This window comes from Mycobacterium sp. 852002-51961_SCH5331710 (assembly GCF_001665535.1).
In the GTDB taxonomy this organism is placed as follows: domain Bacteria; phylum Actinomycetota; class Actinomycetes; order Mycobacteriales; family Mycobacteriaceae; genus Mycobacterium.
Map to the genome: position 1 here is coordinate 52,451 of NZ_LZSQ01000045.1, position 21,772 is coordinate 74,222.

Below are 21,772 nucleotides of genomic sequence, written 5' to 3' on the forward strand. Positions count from 1 at the left end.
GGTAGCGCACCGGAATCGCAGAGGTCCCCTACAGCGAGACCGTGCCGTAGTCGCAGACGTGCTCGACCAGCGTGCGGAGCTGATCGTCGGTGGTGCCGAACGTGTTGTCGATCGCCGTCAGCCGCGCCGCATAGTGCCCGACGGGATACTCCGCCGTCATCCCGATACCGCCGTGCAGCTGGATCGCCTCCTGCGCGATGTGCCGGCCCGACCGCCCGATCTGGAACTTGGCCCGCGCGGCGATCACCGGGTCGAACCGGTTGTCGGCGATCGACATGGCCGCGTAGAAGTTCATGCTGCGCGCGAGTTCGAGCGAGACATACATGTCGGCTGCCCGCTGCGTCAACGTCTGAAAGTTGCTCAGCGGAACGCCGAATTGCTTTCGGCTGGTGAGGTATTCGGTGGTCAGGCGCAACGCCTCCTCCATCGCCCCGACCGCCTCCGCGCACAGCGCCGACTGGAACCGGATCACGGTGCGGGCGACGTGTTCGGTCGCGTCGCCGCCGTCGCCGAGCGGTTCGGCGGGGGTGGAGTCGAAGTCGAGCTGCGCACCCCGGCGGCCGTCGAAGGTTCGGTAGGGCTGCCGTGTCACGGCCGCACCGTCGACGACGAACAGTCCCACGCCGCCGTCGGGCAGCGCCGCGGTGACGATGACGGTGTCGGCGGTGTCACCGGCCAGCACCGGGTTCTTGCGCCCGGTGATCGTCCAACCGTCACCGCTATTCTCGGCGCGCGTCGCCGGTGCGGCCGACGGCAACCGCGTTCCGGGTTCGGCGTGGGCGAACGCCAGCAGCGTCTCGCCGGTGGCGACGGCGTCGAGCACCTGCTTCTGCTGGTCGCTGCCGAGCTCGGCGATCAAGCCGCCGGGGACGATCGCGGCCTGGGCGACCGGTTCGGGCGCGAGCCGCCGGCCGACCTCGGTCAGCACCACCATCACCTCGATCTGGCCGGCCTCGTCGGGATCGAACCCGAGTCCCAGGATGCCGACCTCGGCCAGTTGGCCCCACACCTCACGGCTCCAGCCGGGCTCACCTTCGGTGCGCACACCCTCGCGGCGCGACAACACGTCGCGGGTGACGTCGCGCAGTAGTTGCTGTTCTTCGGTCAGGTCGAAGTCCACGGCCGGCTCACAATCCCAAGATGGTCGAAGCGATGATGGTGCGCTGAACCTCGTTGGTACCGCCGTAGATCGACGTCTTCCGATAGTTCAGGTAACGCGGTGCGGCGTCCTGCGCCCAGGTGGGCACGTCGAGGTCGCCGGCGTCGAACGGCAGCGTCTCCGGCCCCGCCACCTCAACGAACAGCTCGGTGGCGGCCTGCTGCAACTGGCTGCCGCGCAACTTGAGGATCGACGACGCGGGGTTCGGCTTGCCGTCGGCTTCGGATCCGCTGACGCGCATCTGCGTGAGTTCCAGTGCGAGCAGCCCGGTTTCGATCTCGGCCACCCGGGCGGCGAACAGCGGATCCTCCAGCAGCGGTGTGCCGTTGACCTCCAACTTGGCGGCGTGTTCCTTGACCTGCGCCATCCACAGCTTCGTCAACCCGATGCGGGCGATGCCGGTGCGCTCGTTGCCGAGCAGGAACTTGGCGTATGTCCAGCCCTGGTTCTCCTCGCCGACAAGCTGATCGGCCGGAATCCGGACGTCTTCGAAGAAGACCTCGTTGACCTCGTAGCTGCCGTCGATCAGCTCGATCGGTCGCAGCGTGATTCCCGGCGTCGACATCTCGGCCAGCAGGAAGGAGATGCCGGCCTGCCGCTTCGGCGCGCTCGGGTCGGTGCGCGCCAGCAGGAAGATCCAGTCGGCGTACTGGCCGAGCGTCGTCCACGTCTTCTGCCCGTTGACGACGTATGTGTCGCCGTCGCGCACGGCGGTGGTCCGCAGCGACGCGAGGTCCGAACCGGCCTCCGGCTCGGAGAAGCCCTGACACCACCAGATGTCGATGTTGGCCGTCGGCGGCAGGAAGCGTTCCTTCATCGCCTGCGAACCGAACTGCGCGATCACCGGGCCGACCATCTTGGTGTTGAACGCCAGCGGTTCGGGGACGCCGGCCAACTGCATCTCGTCGAGCCAGATCTGGCGCTGCAGCGGCGACCACTCCTTGCCGCCCCACTCGACCGGCCAGTTCGGCACGGCCAGCCCGTTGGCGTTGAGGATGCGCTGGCTGGTGACCATGTCTTCGGGGAACTTGGTATGGCCGGTCTTGCCCCGCTCGCGGATGTCTTCCGGAATCTCGGAGGTGTAGAAGCGCCGCAACTCCTCGCGGAATGCGGCGTCCTCGTCACTCAACGCCAGTTTCACGGTCTACCCCGTTCTCGTTGCTCCACATTGCGCACGGTTTACCCACCGCGAGCAGACGCAAAAGTGTCCTTTCGGAGACGATTGTGGGCAGTTTTACGTCTTCTCGCGCAGAGAACTGACACTACTTCCAGGCGAATACGGGTTGCTCGAGTTCGTCGACCGGATCGTGTCTGCCCTCGAGGCCGAGCCAGCGCAACTGCAGCAGCACCGCACCCGTCGGCGCGTGGATCAGGTCGTTGCCCAGCGGGACCTGCACGACGGGTCGCGGGCTCTCCGGAATCTCGATGAACCGCGGCGAGTCGGGCCGCTGCAGTTGATGCAGGCCCACCCGATACACCGCGACGACCTCGTCGGGCGCCGGGCGGGGCTCCAGCCGCCCGCCGCCCCAGATGACGACGGGCGTGATGACGTATCCCGACCGGGTCGGATAGTCGTCAAGCAGGCCCAGCACGGTCGAGTCGGGCAGCTGGACGCCGACTTCCTCGTCGAGTTCACGCAGCGCGGCGTCGACCACGGTCTCATCCGGGTCGAGCCGACCGCCGGGCAGCGCCCACTGTGCGGCGTGCGACGTCAGACGCGACGCCCTGCGGCACAGCAGAAAGGCAGCGCCCCCGGAGACGTCGACCATACGGCCGTCGAGGCCGGCGTCGGGCATACCCCGCCCGTCATTCCAACCCTCGACATCGACCGGGTCCACCCGGTCCTCGCCGACCTCGGAGTCCACGAGCACCACGGCGACCGCCGCGTGCCGCTTGGTCGGGTCGGTGACGGCGCGACGTTCGTGTCGCGACAGGTTCGCTGTGATCCGCTCGCGCAGCGACTCGTCGTAGGAGATCGTCACCGCTCGACCATAGTTTCGCGGTGTTTCGTCGCCACCGTCCGGGGCAACTCCCTCTGGACCACAGCCCATAGAGAGGATCGACATGGCACTCGACGATGACGACATCACCACCTCGGGCGCAGGCGGAGAGGGACCCGCGGACGGCGGCTCCAACCCACAAGGACACGACGGCGGCGCCGACGGCACGGCCGGCGGCGAAGGCCCCGCTGACGGCGGCAGCAACCCACAAGGACACGACGGCGGCGCCGACGGCACGGCCGGCGGCGAAGGCCCCGCTGACGGCGGCAGCAACCCCGAGGGTCACGACGGGGGCGCCGACGGGACGGCCTGACACCCGCCCGATGACGACATCCCCATGCTGACGGCACCGATGCTTCGGCGCTGCGTGGCGGTCGACGCCCGACGGTTCGCCGACGAGTACTGGGGGCGCAGACCGCTGCTCACCCGGGCGGATGCGTTACCCCGCGACTTCAACGATCTGCTCTCGCCCGACACGGTCGACGAACTGATCGCCGAGCGCGGGGTGCGCGCACCGTTCATCCGGCTGGCCAAGGAAGGCGGCGTCCTGCCCAAGGACTGCTACCTCGGGCCCGCCGGCTTCGGCGCGGAGATCCCGGATCAGATCGACTCCGCCAAGCTGCTGACCCAATTCGCCTCGGGCGCAACGATTGTGATGCAGGGTCTGCATCGGTTATGGCCGCCGGTCATCGACTTCGTCCGCCGGGCGGTCGACGATCTGGGACATCCGGTGCAGGCCAACGCCTACATCACCCCGGCGAGCAACCGTGGCTTCGATCCGCACTACGACGTGCACGATGTCTTCGTCCTTCAGGTGTCCGGTCGGAAGCGCTGGATCGTGCACGAGCCGGTGTACGAACATCCGCTGCCCTCTCAGCCGTGGACGAAGCACCGCGCCCAGATCGAGAAGCGGGTGGCCGACGACGCCCCGGTCATCGACACGGTGCTGGGCGAGGGTGATGTGTTGTATCTGCCGCGCGGATGGGTGCATTCGGCGCAGGCGCTGCAGACGACGTCGATTCACCTCACGATCGGGGTCGAACCCGTGACGGCGGTCGACGTGGCGCGCGCCGTCGTCGACCAACTGACGAACGATGCGGCCTTCCGCGCCTCGCTGCCCATGGGCGCCGCCGACGCGGATGAGACGATGGCGACGGTGACGAAGGTGATGGCGGAGATGGTCGGGTCGCTGCGCGACGACGCGGCGACCCTCAGTGCGGGCGCCGCCGCGAACCTGTCCAGCCGTCACGCCGACCGGACCCGTCCGGTGGCGGTGCGCCCGCTGGCATCCTTGGCCGCTGCCGACCGGGCCGGGGAGGTCACCGTCCAGTGGCGGCACGGGCTGAGTGCGACCGTCGACCAATCCGGGGAGCGCGTCGTCCTGCGCCTGCCGGACCGGACCATCACCTTCCCGCAGATCTGCGGCGACGCCATCCGCGCCGTGCATCTGGGCGGCGTCGTCGATGCGGCGAGCATGCCCGGTCTCGACACCGCCGATGCCACCGTCCTGATCCGGCGGCTGCTGCGGGAGGGCGTTCTCGTTCCCGCGAGCGTTCCCGAGCACCGGAACCTTCCGGCAGACGCCGGATGACGGCGGCGAAGCGAATCCCGTGCAGCGATCAATCGCTGGCCCGTGACGACCCGATGTTCGGCACCGCGTCGGCGGGCTCGCGGTGGCTGCTGCTCGAACTCAGCGGCGCCTGGGGGCCCTCGGTGTTTCTGCAGTCCCCCGGCTGTATCGACCCCGAGCTCGGCCGCGCGGTCGTGCGTCGGGTCGAGAAGGCGGGCATGCGCATCGCGGCGATACGCAAACACGGTCGCCGGCCCGAGACTCCGCGGTGGCGCTGGTTCATCGCGCACTGCGACGTCGGCGCCGAGGCGCTTCACCACGGGGAGGTCGATGCCCCCCGTGACTTTCTCGAGCTCGCGCTCGACGGCAGCGACGGAAGCCCGACGACCGATCCGGTGATCGCGATCTGCTCCCACGGCAAACACGACCAGTGTTGTGCGGTGCGGGGGCGCAGCGCGTGTCGGGCGATCGCGGCGGAGTACCCCCAATTCACCTGGGAATGCTCGCATCTCGGCGGCGACCGCTTCGCGGCCACCATGCTGATACTGCCCGAGGGCCTGTGCTACGGCAGGGTCGACTCCGCCGATGCGGCGGGGCTGGTGCGCCGCTACCTCGACGGTCGGCTGGACAACCGGTTCCTGCGCGGACGCACGTCGCTTCCCCATGCCGTTCAGGCCGCACAGTACTTCGTGCGTGAGCGCACCGGCGACGACCGCATCGACGCGCTGCACCCGCTGCGGGTCGAGCGCGGTGAACACCTGATCACGGTCCTGCTCGACGGTGACGACGGACCCATCGAGGTGGTCCTGCACGAGGAGTTGTCCGAACCCCTTCTCTCGCAATGCCATGCGCAGGTCCCCGGTCAGGTTCGCGTGTTCACGCTGGGGTCCTTGACCCTGGCCGGCGGGTGAGCGTCAGCCTCCTCCACGCACCGCAGGCAGCACCAGTGTGTTGATGACCTCGCGGACGAACGCCGTGTCGACACGTTGCCCGTTCACCACCCGCATCAGGCTCATCGCGGTGGCCACGTCGGCCACCATCGTCCAGTCGCGATCCGCGACCTCACCGCGGTCGACGGCCCGTCGGAGGATCGTCGCCATCTTTCGGCGGCCCCGCAGCAGCATCAAATCGTCGAGCGCCAAGGCCAATTCGCGGTCGTGGACGGCTTCGATCGCTACCCGCAGGATCAGGTCGTAGGTGACCATCGCGTCCTCGTTGCGCTCCGCGCGCTGCACCAGCGCTTCCATGTCACCCTGGAGGCTGCCGGTGTCCGGGGGCTCGTCGGTGAGCAGGTCGGGCCGCCAATAGACCAGCGCATCGGTGATCAACGCGGCCTTCGACGACCATCGGCGGTAGATCGCCGCCTTGCCCACCCCGGCCCGCGCGGCGATGTCGTTCATGTTGGTGGCCTCGTAGCCATGCTCCCGCAGCGCGGCCAGCGCCGCGTCGAGGATCGCGGGGTCCCTCGACCGATCCAAGCGCCCCTCAGTGCGCTGGCGTAGCTTCGGCTCCGACGCGGACATCACCGACCAACCTAGACGTCACGGCGTCGACGGTTGCGGGATCGGCGCGGTGTCCGCCGGATCCGACCTTCTGCGCCGGGTCCTTTCAACGATCTGGAACGTGTTCAGTGGCCACCAGAACCACCGGCCGAGTGCCGCCGCGATCGATGGCGTCATGAAGGAGCGCACGATCAGCGTGTCGACGACCAGTCCGATGCCGATGGTCGTACCGAGCTGGCCGACCACCCGCAGATCGCTGACGATCATCGACATCATCGTGAAAGCGAACACCAGTCCGGCCGCGGTGACCACCCGGCCGGTCGCGCCCATGCCGCGGATGATGCCGGTGTTCAGGCCGGCGTGGATCTCCTCCTTGAGACGCGATACCAGAAGCAGGTTGTAATCCGAGCCGACCGCCAACAGGATCACCATCGACAGCGGAATCACGATCCACTGCACACCCAGGCCCAGAATGTCCTGCCACAGCAGCACCGACAGGCCGCAAGCGGTGCCCAGCGAGGCCGCCACAGTGCCGACGATCACCAGCGCGGCCACGACGCTGCGGGTGATCAGCAGCATGATCGCGAAGATCAGGATCATCGATGCCAGGACCGCGATCATCAGATCGCTGACGACGCCATCCTGCATATCGGAGTACAGCGATGCGGTACCGGCCAGTGAGACCTTTGCGTTGGCGAGCGGAGTGCCCTTCACGGCGTCGGCGACAACACCCCTGAGGTCCCGAACGTGTGAGATGCCCTCGACTGACGCGGGATCGCCCTGATGGGTGATGATGAACCGGACCGCCTTGCCGTCCGGCGACAGGAACATCTTGAGGCCACGCTCGAAGTCCGGATTCTGGAACACATCCGGCGGTAGGTAGAAGAAGTCGTCGTTCTTGGCCTGATCGAAGAACAGACCGATCTCCGTCGCGCCTCGCGCCAACTCCTGTTGCTGGGCCTGCATTCCCGCCATGGTGCTGTGGGTGGAAAGCATGAAGTCACGCATCGTCTTCATGGACCCGATGGTGTTCTCCAACAGGGGCAACATTTGCGGCAGAAGTTCATCGAGGCGATCGAGATCGACTGTCAGGCTGCTGATCTGATCTGCGAGGGTGTCGATCCCGTCGAGCGAATCGAAGATCGAGCGCAGCGACCAGCAGATCGGGATGTCGAAGCAGTGCGGCTCCCAATAGAAGTAATTCCGCAGCGGCCGGAAGAAGTCATCGAAGTCGGCGAGGCTGTCGCGCAGTTCGTTGGTGGTCTCCACCATCTCATGGGTCTTGGCGACCATGCTGTGCGTGGTTTCGGTCATCTCCTTCGTGACCGTGTACATGCGTTCCATGTTCGCGACGGTCCGGCTCAGTTCGTCTGCCTGCTCGAGCATCTGAGCCGAGTTGTCGTTGTTGAACTTCGCTGACTGCAGCGTGCCGGCATTCTGCGCACCGAGCAGGAACGGAATGGAACTGTGCTCGATGGGCGAGCCCAACGGGCGGGTGATGGTCTGCACTCGGTCGATGCCACGCATGTGGACCACATACTTGGCGACGCGGTCGATGACCAGCATGTCCGCGGAGTTTCGCAGGTCGTGGTCGGCCTCGAGCATCAACAGCTCCGGGTTCATCCGGGCCTGCGAGAAGTGTCGGTCGGCAACGCCCATGGCGATGTTGGCGGGCATGTCCTCGGGAGTGAACTTCTGGTCGTTGTACTGCGGCACATAGGTCAGCAGGCTCACGAAGCCGATGACCGCGATCAGGCTGGTCATGAAGATGATCGGGACCGGCCAGCGGACAACGGCAGTGCCGACCTTGCGCCATCCCCTTTGCGAGAGCTCACGCTTGGGATCGAGTAGGCCGAACTTCGATGCGACGGTCAGGACCGCCGGCGCGAGCGTCAGCGCCGCCACGATGATCACCAGGACCGCGATCGCGCAGGGCAGGGCCATGGTCTGGAAGTACGGCAGCGTGGTCATGGTGAGGCACATGCAGGCGCCCGCGATGGTCAGGCCGGAGCCCAGGATCACGTGTGACACACCGTGATAGGCAATGTAGTACGCGTCCTCGCGGCTTCGACCCCTGGATCGTTCCTCGTGATATCGGCCCCAAAGGAAGATCACGTAGTCGGTGCCGGCGGCCAGCGAGAGCATCGTGACCATGCTCACCGCGTAAGGCGTGAGGCCGATGATGTTCAGATAGCCCGCCAAAGCGGTAACGCCCTGAGCGGAGAAGAGTTCCAGGCCGATGACCACCATCGAGATGACCATCGTGACGACAGATCGGTAGATCAGGAGCAGCATCACGATGATGACCGCCACCGAGACCAACTCCATCGTCGCCATGCTCTGATGGCCCGCGACGCTGGTGTCGGCGTTGAGGACAGTGTTACCGGCGACATGCGCCTTGATGCCCGGCGGCGCGGGCACCGAAGCAACGAGATCTCGGACGGCGGCCACCGACTCGTGACTGGCGGTGGTGCCCTGAGACCCGTTGAGGAAGATCTGCACGTACGCGGACTTACCGTCCACGCTCTGCGAGCCTGCCGCGGTCAGCGGATCACTCCAGAAGTCTTGAACGTTCTGGACGTGCTCGCGATCGGCCTCCAGCTTGGCGACGATCTCGTCATAGAACTTGTGCGCTGTATCGCCCAGGGGCTCATCGCCTTCCAGCACGACCATCGCCGAGGAGTCCGAGTCGTACTGCTGAAACACCTTGCCGATGTTCAGCATCGACTGATACGACGGCGCATTCGTGGGACTGATGGGCACCGAGCGGGTCGCGGCGACCTCATCCAGGGAGGGAACGAACATTCCCAGCGCAACGGCCACGAGGGCCCAGAACACGATGATCGGCACCGAGAAGATCCGGATCATGCGCGCCAGGATCGGCCGACGGGGCTTCGTGTCCGCGTTGGTCATCGAATCGCCCCTAGGCGCGCCGCGTGCCGGGAAGCGCCTCGCTGACTCGTGACGCTCATACGGATTTCACCAAGCAGTAGATGAACGGCTTCACGGTGTCCGTACTCGCCCGCTCATCGCGGATTTCACCGTCGACGGTCACCCGGCAGCCGAGATCACTGACGTCGCGTTCGCCTTGGGCGATGATGTTCGCTGACATCGACGGCAACGTCGTCACGATTGTGAACGACCATGGTAGCGGTGTGTTTTCGATGAGATGTGGCTGCCCGTTCTCATCGAGATAGTTGAGGTTGGCGGTCCCTCCCGACCCGGTGACCTCGTAGGTGATGTGTTTCGGATTGAAGTTCGAGGTTATCGCCGAGGTTTCCGCGGGGTTCGGGATGTGCGCACCGGCGGACTCGCGGATCCGCAGAATGGCATAGGCGCCCACCGCAACCACCACCAACAACAGCAGTGGTATCCAGAACTTCTTGAAGATCCGGAACACCTGACCCTCCTGACCCGACCGTTCCGGCACGGTGAGCGGAACTCGAGTTCCGTCTGCGTGCTGGCGAGAACTGTACCGCACCGCCGACGACCGATCTCTGGCCGATCCCGGCCCGCCTCGGCGCGATGCCGATTTTCGACGTTTCGGTATTAGTGGTTGGGGGTACACGGGCGCGGTCCGCTGGAGTCAACGGCGCCGACCGCGGGACGAACTAGTTGATAGGCGGTCGAAAATGAAGTTGCTTCACCTGTTCCCTGCAGTTGCTCCAATTGCGTTGGCATTGGCGGGTTCTCCCGTCGTCGCGGCACCCGCATCCGCCGCACCGTGTCCCGATGTCCAGGTGGTGTTTGCCCGCGGCACGTTCGAGGCGCCCGGCGTCGGCGCCACCGGCCAGGGATTCGTGGACGCATTGCGCGCCAAGGAACCGGACCGGTCGATCGACGTCTACGCGGTGAATTACCCCGCTTCGCTTGACTTTGCCACCGCCGCCGACGGCGTCATCGACGCAAGCAACAAGGTCACCTCCACCGCGGCCAACTGCCCGGACACGCGGATCGTGCTGGGTGGATACTCGCAGGGCGCGGCGGTCGCCGCGTACATCACCGAGGACGAGCTCCCCGAGGGTTACACGCCCCCGCCGGGGATGACCGGTCCGATGCCGGCGTCGGTCGCCGACAACGTGGCCGCGGTGGCGCTGTTCGGCAAACCGTCGAGCGGCTTCTTGCAGATGATCTACACTGGCGCCCCGCCGATCACCGTCGGGTCCCGTTATGCCGGAAAGACTTTGGACCTCTGCATCCCGGCCGATCCGGTGTGCTCACCGTCGGGCAGTGACAACGCCGCGCACGGCGGCTACCTGGTCAATGGGATGACCGACGAGGCGGCGCAGTACGTGGCCGACAGGTTGCCGCGCGGCGAGGCGCCCGGCGGCTCCCAGTGAACGCTCAGGCGGCGGCCCTGCCGAAATAGAGTTCCTGGGTCGCGAGGCACACCAGCTGTCCGGCCCGGTTGTACATCGTCGATGTGGTCAGCCCGCGCCCCGCGATGCCGCTCGGTGAAAACTGGTCGGACAGCACCCAATCCGAAAGGTCGACCGGGCGGTGGAACCACAGCGCGTGGTCGATCAGCGCGTTGAAGGTGCCGATCGGGGTGGCGCCACGCATGGCGAGAGCGGTTTCGACCATGGTGGTGCCGGACAGATAGGCCAGCAGGCAACTGTGCAGAACCGCGTCGTCACCGACGGGTTCGCTCGGCCGCCACCACATGCGCAGCCGCGGTGACGGTTCGCCGGCCTCGAGCGCCAACCGCGGAGGCGCGTCGACGTAACGCAGGTCGAACGGCTGTGGGCGGACCCAGAAGCCGTCGTGCTCACCGGCGAATGCGGCCAGTTGTTCCTGCACCGGCGGCAGCGAATCCGGTTCACCTACATCGGGAATCGACTGCTGGTAGTCGAGCGACTCGACCGGAGCGCTGAGCGACACCAGCGCCTCGAGCAGGATCTGGTCGTCCTGGCGGGCCGTGACCTGGCGGGTCGACAGCGTTCCGCCGTCGCGGGCCACGTCGACGTGGAGGTCGACCGGATAGCGGGCGTCGCCCGCGCGGACGTAGTAGACGTGCGCGCTGTGCGGCAGGCGGCCCGGGGCCGTCCTGCTCGCCGCCATCAATGCCTGGCCGGCGATGTGGCCGCCGACGATGTGGTGCGCGGGGTTGTCGAGTTGCTTCGCGACGAAGTGCCGGTCGCCCTGACGGTCCACGTCGAGCGTGGTGATGATGTCGGCGAAGGTCGGGGCGCGGTAAGTCACCTCGGCATCATGCCAGTGCGATTTGTGTGCGCTTCGTTGCGCTCAGCGCAACAAACTGCACACAAATCACAGTTCGGCGATCGTCGACGTCGGCCTCGGTGGTGTCCCACGCGGTCATCCACCGCACCTCGCCCCGCGAGCGGTCCCAGTCGTAGAACCGCACCCGGTGCCGGATGCGGTCGGCCGCGTCGACCGGCAGGGTCGCGAAGATCGCGTTCGCCGGGCTGTTCTGTGTGAAGGCGAGACCGGCCAACCGTCCCTCGGCGATGTGCGCCTCCAAAGCGGCGCGCAGTCGCGCGGCCATCGCGTTCGCGTGCGCGGCGCTGCGCAACCCGAGGTCGTCGTCGAACAGCGTCAGCAGTTGCGCCGAGGTGAAGCGCATCTTGCTGGCCAGTTGCATCGTCAGCTTCCGCAGATATGTCAGGCCGCTCGCGCGGCCCGCGTCGAGCACGACCACCGCCTCGGCGCCGAGCAGCCCGTTCTTGGTGCCGCCCAGGCTGAGGATGTCAACACCCGCGTCTGTGGTGAACTCGCGGAACGGCACGCCGAGCGCCGCGGCCGCGTTCCATAGCCGCGAACCGTCCATGTGCACCGCCATCCCGTGGGCGTGCGCGAAGTCCGCGACGGCGCTGACCTCGTTCGGCGAGTACACGGTGCCCATCTCGGTCGTCTGGGTGATGCTCACCGCCAGCGGCTGGGCACGGTGCTCGTCACCCCAGCCCCAGGCCTCGCGCGCGACGAGTTCGGGTGTCAGCTTGCCGTCGGGCGTGGGCACGGTGAGCAGCTTGAGCCCGGTCATGCGTTCGGGTGCGCCGGCCTCGTCGGTGTGGATGTGGGCGGTCGACGCCGTCACGACGGCGCCCCAGCGCGGCAGAACGCTGGTCAGCCCAATGACATTCGCGCCGGTGCCGTTGAAGACGGGATACACCTCGGCGGCCTCGCCGAAGTGTTCGCCGATCACCCGCTGCAGGCGCGCGGTGTAGACGTCCTGTCCGTACGCCGGCTGGTGGCCTCCGTTGGCGACGGCGAGCGCGGCGAGCACCTCCGGGTGCACACCGGCGTAGTTGTCGCTGGCGAAGCCTCTCCATTCACGGTCATGCAGGGTCCCGACACTCACGCGCTCATCCTTTCACCGGCGACGGTGAAACGATTTCCGCACAGAAATATGTATGTGCTATGCATACTTAGTGCCGCCGTCCCGATACGACCAACTCGACGAACTGCTGACCCGCATCGCGGTCGCGCGGCTGCGGCCGGGTTGGCGTGACCGCCTTCTCGACGGCGCGGGTCCGGTGACCAGCGCTTCGACGCTACGAGTCCTGCGCGCCATCGAGCAGTGCCAGCAGCATTCCGGCGGCGCCTCCATCCGCGATGTCGCCGACTTCCTGGCCGTCGACCACTCCACCGCGAGCCGGTCGGTGGCCGCCGTCGTCACCGCGGGCCTGGTGACCAAAACCTTCGCCGCCGACGATCAGCGACGCTGCATGCTGGTGCTCACCAAGGCCGGGCGGCAGACGTCGCAGACGGTAACCGACCGACGCCGCGAACTGGTCGCCGAGATGATCGCCGACTGGCCCGACACCAAGGTCGACACGCTCGTCGACCTCCTCGACCGGCTGACCGAACGATTCGAACGGGCGGCCGCCCGATGACCGCCGAAGCCACCGCCCCACCCCAGGCCCGCGGCGCGCTCGGGTTGATCTTCGACCCGGTCTTCGGCGCGTTGTTCTGGGGGAAGATCTTCTCGGTCGTGGCGGTGTGGACGCACGGCATCGTCGCGGCGATCGTGATGTTCGACGCGACGCACTCGGCGCTGATGGTCGGGTTGGTCGGCGTCGTGCAGTTCGCGCCGCAGCTGATCCTCAGCCCGACGAGCGGCAAGTGGGCCGACACCGGCAACCCGGCCCGCCAGATCCTGCTCGGTCGCGTGCTGTGCGTGGCCGGCTCCGGATTCACCGCGGTGTGGCTGCTCGCCGAACCCGCGCAGCACGACATCTCGTCGGCCGTCCCCGTGCTCCTCGGCACGCTGCTCGTCGGATTCGGTTTCGTGGTCGGCGGGCCCGCGATGCAGTCGATCGTGCCGAACCTCATCCGCGACGGTGAGCTGTCGACGGCCATGGCGCTCAACAGCTTTCCAATGACGATCGGGCGCATCGTCGGGCCGGCGGCGGGCGCGTACATCGCCGCGCACACGGGTGCCGGTGCCGCGTTCGCGGTCAGCGCGGGCCTGCATTTGATCTTCGCGTTCTTCCTGCTCGCCGTGCGGTTCCCCGCGCCACCGACAAGGCATGCCGACACGGATTACCGCGTGCGCGTGGCGATCAGGTACGTGTGGCGGGATCGGCCCCTGTTCCTGGCCCTGCTGGCGGTGACGACCGTCGGGCTGGCGTCCGATTCCTCGATCACCCTGACCCCGTCCCTGGCCCACGAACTCGGCGGCGGCGCCAGCCTCGTCGGAACCCTTTCCGCCGTCTTCGGCGTCGGCGCGGCCGTCGGCATGGCGGCGCTCGCCTTGCTGCGCGGGCGCATCGCGTCGCAGACCGTGTCGGCGATCGGGCTGGCAGGGCTGGGCCTCGGGTGCGCGGTGCTCGCCGCCGCGCCGGCCCCCGCGGTCGCCATCGCCGGGTTCGTCCTCGCCGGCCTCGGCTTCGGCTGGGCGATGACCGGGCTCAGCACCGTCGTGCAGGAACGGGCCCCCGAACCGCTGCGCGGCCGGATCATGGCGCTCTGGCTGGTCGGCTTCCTCGGGTCACGCCCCATCGCCGCGGCGCTGCTCGGCGGCACCGCCGACGTGTTCAACGTGCAGGCGGCCTTTGCGGTGGCGATGGTGTTCTGCGCGACGGCCGCGCTGTGGTGCCGGCCGGCCAAGCTCGCAGGCCCGTTACCGGCGCACGTCTAACCGGCCGGGAGTCAGGCGCTTTCGGCGGCCTTACGCGCGCGCTCGGTCATCGAGGCGACCACTCCCCCGTCGTTGAGGATGTCGGTGCCGGTGAGATAGCCCGCCTTCGGACTCGCGCAGAACGCGAACAGCTCGGCCATCTCCTGCGGTGTGCCCCACCGTGGCACGGCCGCGTCGGCGACCATCGCGCCGGCGCCCGCCTGCTCCTCCAGCCTGCCCATCTCGGTGTCGACGGATCCCGGCGAGACCGAGACGATGCGCAGGCCCTTGGTGTTGAACCGTTCGGCCTGCGACGAGCTGTACCACCGGACGAAGCTCTTGCTGATCGCATACGCGATGCCCGACCGCGCCTCCGGCCCCGCGATGTCGCACGCGGCCAGCATGTTCGTCATGAACACGTTTTGGTCCGTGAACGCCTGCGGGAACTGACTTTTCGGAATCAGCTCATCGGGCAGCATGTGCGCGGCCATCGACGCGACGTTCACGATCGCCACGCCCTCGGCCGCCGCTTCGAAGAATGCCTCGTTGACGTTGAGCGTGCCGATCGCGTTGGTACGCATGACGTATTCGCCATCACCCATGCTGGGACTGACGCCTGCGGTGTGGATGACCGACGCGATCGTTCCGAGGCCGGCGGCGGTTTCGAAGAGCCGGTCGACCGCCGCGCGCTCGGTGACATCGCCGTGCACGACGGTGGGTGTGATGCCCTCGTCTGTCAGCGCGGCGGCCGCGGTGTCGAGCCGGTCCTTCCGGACGTCGCACAGGACAAGGGCGTGGTCACGTCCGACGATGCGGGCCGTCGCCTGACCCATGCCCCCCGCACCGCCCGTGATGATCGACACTCGACTCATACGGGGACGGTATACCGAAAGCCCGACGGGATGGCCGACGGGTACGCGCCTTTTAAACGCCGACCGCGCGTTCCAGGTCCTTGAGCGACGTCTCGAGGTGGCCGAGCAGGCGCTGCAGTGACGGCACGCTGCGGCGGTCGCCGACCAATCCGAAGTCGAGGTTGTCGGCGTTGTTGGCCAACGTGATGTTGAGCGCCTGCCCGTCGAGCGGGATCGAGAACGGGTAGTTGCCGTCGAGTCGGGCGCCGTTCCAGTACATCGGCTGCCGCGCGCCCGGCACGTTCGAGATCACGATGTTGAACGGCGGCGGCGCGGTGGCGACGAAGCCCGGCAGCAGTCCGAGCGCCAGCCCGCCGACCAGCAACGCCGAGACCGCCAGCTGCTGCACGCGCGGCAATTCCGCGTACACCTTCTTGTTGTCACGCATCGATTTCGCGATCGCCTCCAACCGCTGCATCGGGTCCTCGAGATCAGTGGCGAGGTTGCACAGGATGGCGCCGACCAGGTTCCCTCCGTTGTCCGCGTCCTTCTCGGTGCGCAGGTTCACCGGGACCATCGCGACCAGCGGCGTATCCGGCAGAGCGTTCTCCTCCGCCAGGTACTCCCGCAACGCCCCCGCGCACATCGCCAGTACGACGTCGTTGACGGTCACGCCCGCAGCGCTTTTCACCTTCTGGATGCGCTCCAGCGCCCACGACTGCGCGGCGACCCGCCGTGCCCCGCCGATGCGCACGTTGAGCATCGTCTTCGGGGCGCGGAAGGGGAGGGTGAGTTCCTGTTCGAGCAGCGCGGCACGGGCCAGCGACAGCGTCGTCGGCGCGACACCGGCGACGGAACTCGCGGCCTCCGTCACCGTGCGTAGCAGCGACGGGCGGTCTTTAGGGCCCGACCTGCGGCGCGGCGCCAAACTCCACGGCGCCTGAATCGTGGTCTCGCCGGGATCGGTGGAAAGCGTCCGCTGCACCAGCTTCATCGCCGACACCCCGTCGATCAGCGAATGGTGGAACTTCGTGTAGACCGCGAATCGTCCGTCGTCGAGGCCTTCGATCAGGTGCGCCTCCCACAACGGGCGGTGCCGGTCGAGCAGCGTGCCGTGCAGCCTCGACACCAGCTCCAGAAGTTCGCGCACGCGGCCCGGCGCGGGCAGGGCCGAGCGACGCAGGTGATATTCGAGGTCGACCTCTTTGTCCGACGACCACACCAGGTTGGTGACCCCACCGAAGAACGCCGGGTGCTTCCGGAACGTCGGCTGCACATCCGTCTGCGCAACGAGGGTGTCGTACATCCCGCGCAGGAAGTCGGGTCCGGCGCCCTCCGGAGGCTTGTAGAGCGTCAGACCGCCGACATGCATTGGGTGCTCGCGGGATTCGCCGAGCAGAAAGATCAGGTCGGTGGGTGATATCGGTTGCATGCAGCCTCCGGCTCCGGTGCTCGAGAATGCTCAGGACTTGTCTGAACATCCCCCTCGGCGCCGTTCCACAAACGTGTGCGGTGCCCGCCCGCCGTCACGGCGATGACTCCAGCTTCCCACTCGCGGCGCGGCCGCGCGAGGTCCTCAGATCGCGGATGAGGACGGCGGCGCGGAGTGTCCCTGGGGCTCGCGAGTCGTCATCAACCGGACGATCTCCTTGCGGTCCGCCTCCGACGGCAGGCCCATTCCCGGCTCGTAGCCGTACACCTCGTGCAACGGTGTCGAGGCGGTGCGGGTGTCGAGGATGTCGACGTCCTCGGTGCTGATGAGTCCGGGGTGTTCGACGCCGCACGCCTCGGCCACCTTGACCAGGTCACGACGCAGCGTCTTGATGTAGTTCGCGACGCGCTCGGCCTTGACCTCGGGCACCAGCCCGCGCGCCAGCCAGGCGTTCTGGGTGGCGACTCCGGTCGGGCACGTGTCGGTGTGGCACTTCTGCGCCTGGATGCATCCGATCGCGAGCATCGCCTCGCGCGCGACGTAGACCATGTCGCAGCCCAGCGCGAACCCGACGACGGCATTGTCCGGCAGGCCGAGCTTGCCGCCGCCGAGGAACACGACGTCCTCGTGCAGGCCCCGGTCGGCGAAGATCCGATAGGTGCGGGCGAAGCCGAGTTGGAAGGGCAACGACACGGTATCGGTGAAGATCAGCGGCGCCGCGCCGGTGCCGCCCTCACCGCCGTCGATCGAGATGAAGTCCACGCCGCGGTCGGTCTCGCGCATCAGATCGGCCAGCTCACACCAGAATTCGAGGTCGCCGACCGCCGACTTGATCCCCACCGGCAGCCCCGTCTCGGCCGCGAGCAGTTCAACCCAGTCCAGAAGGCTGTCGGTGTCGGAGAACTCAGCGTGCCGCGACGGGCTCACGCAGTCGCGGCCCTCCGGGATCCCGCGGGCGGCCGCGATCTCGGCGGAGACCTTGGGTGCGGGCAGTAGCCCACCGAGGGTGGGCTTGGCGCCCTGGCTGAGCTTGATCTCCAGGGCGCGAACCGGCGCACCGGCCACCACGTCCTTGAGCTTGGCCAGATCGAAGCGGCCCTCGGCGTCCCGGCAGCCGAAGTAGGCGGTCCCGATCTGGAAGATCAGCTCGCCGCCGTGGCGGTGGTAGCGCGAGATGCCGCCCTCACCGGTGTTCTGCAGACAGTCCGCCAGCACCGCTCCCCGGTTGAGCGCCTCGACGGCGTTGGCCGACAGCGATCCGAAGCTCATCGCGGAGATGTTGACGACCGAGTTCGGCCGGAATGCGCCGCGCCGCCCGCGCGCCGCACCGAGCACCTTGGCGCAGGGCACCTCGATCTCGCGGCTGGTGCCGGGTGAGGTCGGGGGTACGGCCCTGGCGAAGGTGCGGTGTTTGATCACCGGATAGCCGGCGGTGTACTCCAGATCGTTGTCCGTGCCGAAACCGAAGTAGTTGTTCTCCTTCTTCGCCGACGCGTACACCCACCGGCGCTGGTCCCTGGTGAACGGCCGTTCCTCGTCGTTGGAAGCGACGATGTACTGCCGCAGTTCCGGTCCGATGGCTTCGAGGAGATACCTCGCATGCCCGACGACGGGGAAGTTTCGCAGGAGTGCGTGCCTGCGCTGGAACAGATCACGCGCGGCCACGGCACCCAACGTCGAGGCGGCCGCGGCGGCGAGACCACGAACGGTCCGGCCCATGGCGGCAGGGTTTCCGCGCAGCCTCGGCCCGAAACCCGGCCCGTCACCGGGCGTGGCGCAGGATCACCAATTCTCCGGTCAGCGTTCCGTCTTCGAGGAGCCGCCCGATATCGCTGCTTTGTTCTTCGGCCAGTTGCCAGGCCCGCTTGCTGCCGTGCCGTTCGGCCAGCGCGGTTTCCACCTTGTCGGCGCGTTCGTTCCACGCCCCGGGTATCTCGGGCAGATCGGCGGTGCTCAGCCGGTCCTCGGCGACGAGGGTCGCCCGCTGGATCAGCGCGTCCAACCGGTCCGGCGTCGGGAAGTGGTTGTCGGGGAGCCGATCGTCGGGGATCGCGCGGTGCGCCACGAACGCGAGCAACCCGATGTATCCGCCGGGCCGCACCGCGCGGCGCAACTCGCCCAGCAGCGTGAGTTGATCCGGCGTGGTGCACAGCACGCCCAGCGACCACGCCGCGTCGAAACTCGCGTCGGCGATCGGCAGCGCCGAGCCGAGCCCACAGATCACGGGGTGGTCGAACAGTTTGCGCGCCGCATGGCAGGCGCCGGCCTCGGGTTCGACGAGCACGGGGCGCACCGAGCGCGCTTGCGCCGCGTACGCCGCCGGCCCGCCCACGCCCGCGCCGCAGTCCAGCAGCGTGTCGCCCTCCGAGAGGCCCATGTGCTCAATGAGCCAGTCCAGCGCGGCGGGGCTTCCGCTGCCGCGGCAGGCCGCGGGTATGTAGTAGTCCGGGCCCAGGTCCCGCGCCACCCCGGCCGTCCATTCGGCGACGGTGTCGAACTCGGCCTCCATCGCTTCACTCACGCAGCCACCTCCTGAACGCGGCGTCCCACCTCGGCCTTGATCTCGGCCCCGACGCGTGCGCCGGACGCCGACGCCAGCCCGGAGATGTTCACGCCTTCGACCCCGTCGATCGACAACAATGCCCGAGCCTCGGCGACCGCGGCCTCGATTCCGGCAGCCACGGGATCGGGTGCGGCCAGGACGTATTCGGTCACCGACGGGTCGAGGTCGAGGCCGGGCAGCCCCTGCAGCACCGCGGCGGACACGTTGTCGGTGAACACCGCGACCGCCGCGATCACCGGGATGGACAAACCGGCGGCCCGGGCCGCCTGCATGAAGTCCGCGATCATCGCCGGATACGGGACGTGGTTGAGCACCGCCAAACTGGCACCCGCGTGCTGCTTTTGCACCAGCCGGGTGGGCCGGGCGGAAACGGGTGGCGCCGTCGGCGTCTCCGGTACCGCCGCAACCATGCCGATCGACGCGGCGAGGTCCACCAGGCGGGGGCCGTCGAGATCGAAGGTCTGCGTGACGTCGGGCCGCACGTCGTAACCCCGTCCGTCGCCGGTCACGCACAGTGCGGTCTCGACACCGACGCTGCGCAACCCCCGTAGTTCCTGTTCGAGCACCACGCGGTTGCGGTCCCGGCACGACAGCGTGATCCACGGCGTCACACCGGCGTCGAGCAGCAGACGGCCCATCAAGGTGGGCGGGAAGTCCGGTTTGTTCTGATGTTCACCCACCAGCACGGCGTCACACGACCGCGCGAGCAGTCCCGCCGTCTCCACGACGTCGTGCGCGTCGAACGGTGCGCAGCTGAAGTCGGTGAGCACCAGCGGCGGTCGGACCGGCCGCGGTTCGCGCCGCGGTCCCGACCACGGCACGACCTCGCCGAACACGCAGGGGCCGGGGCGCATCTCGCACTGCCCGTCCGGCCGCACGCCACCGCAAGGTCCGAACTCCATCCGCTTGGGACAGCTCGACTCCGGCGGCGACGTCACGCATCTCCCCTCAACGCTGAGTCTCCCCTCAACGCTGAGCTCAGATACCCACCTCGTCGGTGCGGCAACCGCGGCCAGCGTCGCACCGGGGCGCCGGACCCACCGGGTACGTTCGTTGTGGTGGACGACGCGCAGGACGGGACAGCCGATTCGAGAGCCGACGACATCGCCCTGACCGGGGTCTCGGAGACTGCGTTGCTCACGCTGAACGGCCGGGCGCATCAGGCCCGCCACCCGAACGCCATCATCGACGATCCGATGGCGATCCGCCTCGTCGACGCGATCGACTTCGACTTCGACAAGTTCGGCCGCAAGGGCCAGGAGATGGCGCTGCGCTCGCTGGCGTTCGACCGGGCGGCCGGTCACTATCTGTCGGACCATCCTCGTGCGACGGTCGTCGCGCTCGCGGAGGGGCTGCAGACCAGCTTCTGGCGACTGAACACCCTGATTCCGCACGCTGACTTTCGCTGGCTCACAGTCGATTTCCAGCCGATCATCGACCTGCGCGAGCGGCTGCTGCCGGCGTCGCCGCGGATCACCACCCTCGCCCAGTCGGCGCTCGACTACTCGTGGATGGAGAAGGTCGACGACAGCTCGGGTGTCTTCATCACCGCAGAGGGCCTGTTGATGTACCTGCAGCCCGATGAGGCGATGGGCCTCATCGCCGCCTGCGCCGAACGATTCCCCGGCGGTCAGATGGTCTTCGACCTGCCGCCTGTTGTCGTGAAGAAGATCGCCCCGAAGGGTCTGCGCGCATCGCGGCGGTACCGCGTGCCGCCGATGCCGTTCAGCCTGTCGGCCGCGCAGTTGGCCGCCCTGCCCGAGTCCATCCCCGGCATCCGCGCCGTGCACGACCTGCCGATGCCGCCGGGACGGGGCTGGTTCTTCGAGAAGGCCTATCCGGCTTTCTGGCAGTTCAAGCCGACCAAGAATCTCCGCGGCGCGTACACCTTGCTCGAGTTCGGCTGACGTCAAGGCCGTTTGACGAATATCACTCCGACGTCCCGAAACAGGGTCTGAGCTGGCCCGTTATCGCCCATTCGGCGTAATTGGATTGTTACCGAGGTTTGTCACATTCGTCACTCGGGTAACTTTGATAACAGACCGGCAACACATCGGCCGGCCGCCACACCGAAGAAAGAGACGAATGGGAAATCACGATGAACACCGTCCTGTACTTCAGCACCAACGGCCCCGTTTATGAAACCCGCGCTTACACCACCGCGGATATCGACCAACTCGTAGAAGATCAGGGCCTGCAGTCCCTGACCAGCGCCGACCGGCAGTTCGACTTCTGGTTCAGCCCGACCACGCAACGCTGCCAGCGACGCATCAACCGAAAAGCCACCGAAGTGCTACTGGCGACCAGCAGTTTCACCCCCAAGACCGTCCCCCTGCTGCGCGGATGCGTCGTCGTGGCCACTCATGACGAGGACGGTGAGCTCGACGGGCTCAGCTGGCAGCAACTCGACCTCCTGGTCCGCCGCAGGCACGCCCTGACGCGGCGCGATGAGCGCGTGCTCAACAGGCGGATCCAACGCGAAGAGCGCAAGCAGCAGCGCAGCACCCCCACTCCGGCGGTCGCCTCCCTCGGCTGCGCGCGGCCCCGCTTCGCCGTGCACTGACGCCTCTGCCGATGAGTCGCCCGCTGCGGCGGCGGAGGCACGTACGGTCAGA

General features: G+C 67.7%; 21 protein-coding genes. 8 read left to right on the forward strand and 13 right to left on the reverse strand.

The genetic code is table 11. The annotated features are described in order from the left end of the window. Positions 1 to 28 precede the first annotated feature (28 nt). From A5752_RS07680 to A5752_RS07690, 3 genes are all read right to left on the reverse strand, one after another. On the reverse strand, positions 29 to 1,120 hold the full coding sequence (locus tag A5752_RS07680) for an acyl-CoA dehydrogenase family protein (RefSeq protein ID WP_067083917.1): 1,092 nt from the start codon (positions 1,118 to 1,120) through the stop codon (positions 29 to 31). Positions 1,121 to 1,127: 7 nt separating this feature from the next. Further along, complete coding sequence (locus A5752_RS07685; protein ID WP_067083919.1) at positions 1,128 to 2,300, reverse strand: acyl-CoA dehydrogenase family protein; 1,173 nt, start codon at positions 2,298 to 2,300, stop codon at positions 1,128 to 1,130. A gap of 121 nt (positions 2,301 to 2,421) precedes the next feature. Next, a complete protein-coding gene (locus A5752_RS07690) occupies positions 2,422 to 3,141 on the reverse strand; it encodes an NUDIX hydrolase (RefSeq protein WP_067083920.1) in 720 nt (239 codons plus the stop codon). Positions 3,142 to 3,223: 82 nt separating this feature from the next. Between A5752_RS07690 and A5752_RS07695 the strand changes: the two genes are divergently transcribed. Genes A5752_RS07695 through A5752_RS07705 form a run of 3 tightly spaced genes read left to right on the forward strand, consistent with a single transcriptional unit; the run spans position 3,224 to position 5,640 of the window. Then, on the forward strand, positions 3,224 to 3,472 hold the full coding sequence (locus A5752_RS07695; protein ID WP_067083922.1) for a BatC protein: 249 nt from the start codon (positions 3,224 to 3,226) through the stop codon (positions 3,470 to 3,472). A 39-nt stretch (positions 3,473 to 3,511) separates the two neighbouring features. Further along, positions 3,512 to 4,750: a cupin domain-containing protein gene (locus A5752_RS07700; protein ID WP_067084012.1), complete on the forward strand. Its 1,239-nt coding sequence runs from the start codon at positions 3,512 to 3,514 to the stop codon at positions 4,748 to 4,750. Next, positions 4,747 to 5,640 (forward strand): ferredoxin family protein, encoded by an 894-nt coding sequence (locus A5752_RS07705; protein ID WP_067083924.1) that lies wholly within the window; start codon positions 4,747 to 4,749, stop codon positions 5,638 to 5,640. The genes A5752_RS07700 and A5752_RS07705 overlap by 4 nt, the downstream gene beginning before the upstream one ends. Before the next feature lie 3 nt (positions 5,641 to 5,643). Here A5752_RS07705 and A5752_RS07710 read toward each other — a convergent pair whose 3' ends face one another. Genes A5752_RS07710 through A5752_RS07720 form a run of 3 tightly spaced genes read right to left on the reverse strand, consistent with a single transcriptional unit; the run spans position 5,644 to position 9,631 of the window. After that, complete coding sequence (locus A5752_RS07710) at positions 5,644 to 6,252, reverse strand: TetR/AcrR family transcriptional regulator (RefSeq protein ID WP_067083926.1); 609 nt, start codon at positions 6,250 to 6,252, stop codon at positions 5,644 to 5,646. 18 nt (positions 6,253 to 6,270) lie between these two features. Beyond that, positions 6,271 to 9,144, reverse strand: a complete 2,874-nt coding sequence (locus tag A5752_RS07715) for an MMPL/RND family transporter (RefSeq protein ID WP_067083928.1) — start codon at positions 9,142 to 9,144, stop codon at positions 6,271 to 6,273. 55 nt (positions 9,145 to 9,199) lie between these two features. Beyond that, positions 9,200 to 9,631, reverse strand: a complete 432-nt coding sequence (locus A5752_RS07720) for an MmpS family transport accessory protein (RefSeq protein ID WP_067084014.1) — start codon at positions 9,629 to 9,631, stop codon at positions 9,200 to 9,202. Between the two features lie 232 nt (positions 9,632 to 9,863). On the opposite strand from A5752_RS07720, the gene A5752_RS07725 reads away from it, so the two are divergent. After that, positions 9,864 to 10,571, forward strand: coding sequence for a cutinase family protein (locus A5752_RS07725; protein WP_067083930.1), 708 nt, complete (start codon positions 9,864 to 9,866; stop codon positions 10,569 to 10,571). A 4-nt stretch (positions 10,572 to 10,575) separates the two neighbouring features. Here the strand turns inward: A5752_RS07725 and A5752_RS07730 are convergent, their stop codons facing one another. After that, on the reverse strand, positions 10,576 to 11,433 hold the full coding sequence (locus A5752_RS07730; protein WP_067083932.1) for an acyl-CoA thioesterase: 858 nt from the start codon (positions 11,431 to 11,433) through the stop codon (positions 10,576 to 10,578). 7 nt (positions 11,434 to 11,440) lie between these two features. After that, the gene (locus A5752_RS07735; RefSeq protein WP_067083934.1) at positions 11,441 to 12,550 is read right to left on the reverse strand and encodes a threonine aldolase family protein; all 1,110 of its coding nucleotides are present in this window, start codon (positions 12,548 to 12,550) and stop codon (positions 11,441 to 11,443) included. A 52-nt stretch (positions 12,551 to 12,602) separates the two neighbouring features. Here A5752_RS07735 and A5752_RS07740 point away from each other — a divergent pair, with 52 nt between their 5' ends. Both A5752_RS07740 and A5752_RS07745 read left to right on the forward strand, forming a co-directional pair. Beyond that, the gene (locus tag A5752_RS07740) at positions 12,603 to 13,085 is read left to right on the forward strand and encodes a MarR family winged helix-turn-helix transcriptional regulator (RefSeq protein ID WP_067083936.1); all 483 of its coding nucleotides are present in this window, start codon (positions 12,603 to 12,605) and stop codon (positions 13,083 to 13,085) included. After that, entirely contained in the window at positions 13,082 to 14,332 is a 1,251-nt protein-coding gene (locus A5752_RS07745) for an MFS transporter (protein ID WP_067083938.1), read from the forward strand. Before A5752_RS07740 ends, A5752_RS07745 begins: the two co-directional genes overlap by 4 nt. Before the next feature lie 11 nt (positions 14,333 to 14,343). On the opposite strand, the gene A5752_RS07750 is transcribed toward A5752_RS07745, so the two are convergent. From A5752_RS07750 to A5752_RS07770, 5 genes are all read right to left on the reverse strand, one after another. Next, a complete protein-coding gene (locus tag A5752_RS07750) occupies positions 14,344 to 15,183 on the reverse strand; it encodes an SDR family oxidoreductase (RefSeq protein WP_067083940.1) in 840 nt (279 codons plus the stop codon). Between the two features lie 52 nt (positions 15,184 to 15,235). Then, positions 15,236 to 16,594, reverse strand: a complete 1,359-nt coding sequence (locus A5752_RS07755) for a WS/DGAT/MGAT family O-acyltransferase (protein WP_067083944.1) — start codon at positions 16,592 to 16,594, stop codon at positions 15,236 to 15,238. A 144-nt stretch (positions 16,595 to 16,738) separates the two neighbouring features. Then, positions 16,739 to 18,313, reverse strand: a complete 1,575-nt coding sequence (locus A5752_RS07760) for an FMN-binding glutamate synthase family protein (protein ID WP_067083946.1) — start codon at positions 18,311 to 18,313, stop codon at positions 16,739 to 16,741. Positions 18,314 to 18,356: 43 nt separating this feature from the next. Then, positions 18,357 to 19,115, reverse strand: coding sequence for a class I SAM-dependent methyltransferase (locus A5752_RS07765; RefSeq protein ID WP_231983350.1), 759 nt, complete (start codon positions 19,113 to 19,115; stop codon positions 18,357 to 18,359). Next, positions 19,112 to 20,059 carry a methylenetetrahydrofolate reductase gene (locus A5752_RS07770; RefSeq protein ID WP_067083951.1) on the reverse strand — a complete coding sequence of 316 codons (948 nt, stop codon included), beginning with the start codon at positions 20,057 to 20,059 and terminating at the stop codon, positions 19,112 to 19,114. Before A5752_RS07770 ends, A5752_RS07765 begins: the two co-directional genes overlap by 4 nt. Before the next feature lie 156 nt (positions 20,060 to 20,215). Between A5752_RS07770 and A5752_RS07775 the strand changes: the two genes are divergently transcribed. Together A5752_RS07775 and A5752_RS07780 are read left to right on the forward strand one after the other, a co-directional pair. Next, positions 20,216 to 21,064 (forward strand): class I SAM-dependent methyltransferase, encoded by an 849-nt coding sequence (locus A5752_RS07775; protein ID WP_231983351.1) that lies wholly within the window; start codon positions 20,216 to 20,218, stop codon positions 21,062 to 21,064. Between the two features lie 191 nt (positions 21,065 to 21,255). Beyond that, positions 21,256 to 21,720: a hypothetical protein gene (locus A5752_RS07780; protein WP_067083953.1), complete on the forward strand. Its 465-nt coding sequence runs from the start codon at positions 21,256 to 21,258 to the stop codon at positions 21,718 to 21,720. The last annotated feature ends 52 nt before the right edge of the window (positions 21,721 to 21,772 follow it).